General features: G+C 42.8%; 3 protein-coding genes. All 3 read left to right on the forward strand.

Annotated elements, in window-relative coordinates; genetic code table 11:
• The first annotated feature begins 301 nt into the window (after window positions 1-301).
• Window positions 302-499, forward strand: a complete 198-nt coding sequence (locus D908_RS22190; protein ID WP_167733118.1) for a DUF3709 domain-containing protein — start codon at window positions 302-304, stop codon at window positions 497-499.
• 332 nt (window positions 500-831) lie between these two features.
• Window positions 832-1,293, forward strand: coding sequence for a hypothetical protein (locus D908_RS00870; RefSeq protein ID WP_005527687.1), 462 nt, complete (start codon window positions 832-834; stop codon window positions 1,291-1,293).
• Between the two features lie 138 nt (window positions 1,294-1,431).
• Window positions 1,432-1,620, forward strand: a 189-nt coding sequence (locus D908_RS22825) for an MmcQ/YjbR family DNA-binding protein (protein WP_005527689.1), incomplete at its 3' end; no start/stop codon positions are given.

A 1,620-nucleotide genomic window follows, 5' to 3' on the forward strand; every position in this document is an offset into this window, starting at 1 on the left:
TTAAATGTTTCTTGGTAATTATTTGCCTGAACGGATGGCTTGGCAAATTTACATAACAAACGCCTCAAGAGGGACTGTCAACGCGTGGGGTTTCCAGTCCCATTGAGCCGCGGTGGTTACGGTTGTTGTGTTTGAGTTTGGTTGTTATGCGTTGCCTGTCCCTTAGGCGGGCGTTATGCTTAATCCATTAAAATCAAGTGGTTGTGGTTTTCGATTTCTTTGGAATTTTGTTCATGTTTTGTCGGCAATTCAATATTGTTTGTCGCTGCCTAACGAAGCGGCAATGTATCTGGCGCTGTAAATTCAGAGTTATTGCCTCATTGGAATATTGAGCCTGCGCGAGGTGAGTTTGGCTCTCTCAAGTCGCTTTGAACAGTTTGGTGCCTTTACTTACAGGCTGAAAGTTAGTCGGCAATTGAGCATTGTTTTTCGCTGCCTAATGAAACAGCAATGTGTTTATCGCTGTACCTTTCAGCGTTATTGCCTCATTGAGTTGTAGCACCAACATGTTGTAAGTGGGTTGGTCGGAGAGGGTTTCCAGATTGGCTGATGTGTAGGATGAAATCCTGTTTTGGTCAGTTCATAGGTAAAATTTGAGTCGGTTCTAATTCGAGGAACTCTGTGGTTTGGTCAATGATTTCAGTGAGTTATTCTTGAGTTGGTTCAAAGGTAAAGTGTTGAAGCTTAAGCATAACAAACGCCTCAAGAGGGACTGTCAACGCGTGGCGTTTCCAGTCCCATTGAGCCGAAGTGGTTACGGTTGTTGTGTTTGAGTTTAGTGGTAATGCGTTGTCAGCCCCTTAGGCGGGCGTTAGCTTTTAGGAGGTAGCATTGAAGTTTTCTACGTGGAAATTATGGGATAACCGTAATGAACATCAACTGACTCAATATCCCGGAATTTATGCAATATCAATAAGTGATGCACATTTAGAGGGAGAGAGTTTTGATATTTCAGATGATGTTGTTTATTTCGGCATGAGTAACTCTGTGCAAGGAATTAAAGGACGCTTGGAACAATTTAATAATTCCTTAAGAGACAAGCGAGGTGGCAAGCATGGAGGTTGTGAGCGAGTACGATATGATTTTCCAGATGGTGAACAATTAGCTAAGAGGTTGTTTGTCTCTGTATTGCCTTTTCTTTGTAACACGAAAGAACCGTCATCGAATGACCTCAAACGAATGGGTGAAGTGGTTAAAGCGGAATACGATGCTTTTGCTTGGTATTTCGAGGCGTATGGTCACTTACCCAAGTACAATGACAAGAGATTGAGGCCACCGAAACAAAAAAGCTAACAAGCTGCTCAAGAGGGATTCGCAACGCGTGGCATTTTTACAATACGTTGAATTTAGTGATTAAGGTGGTTTGCGTCGGCATCACTATTGCGTTGCTCACCCCTTAGCAGAGCGTTATGAGGCTATAGGAAAACGAAGATGAATCACGATGAGTTCAACCAATTTTGTCGTTCCTTTCCTGCTACTACATACGTAGTGCAATGGGGTGGCTCTCATGTTTGGAAAGTGGCTGGAAAAGTGTTTTCTATTGGTAGTATCGGCAAGGAGCAGCAACCTGTTTTTACTTTCAAAACATCGAATTTGAACTTTGAGTATCTGAGTGAGCAC

The sequence above is a fragment of the Vibrio mimicus CAIM 602 genome (genome assembly GCF_000338875.1).
Taxonomy (GTDB): domain Bacteria; phylum Pseudomonadota; class Gammaproteobacteria; order Enterobacterales; family Vibrionaceae; genus Vibrio; species Vibrio mimicus.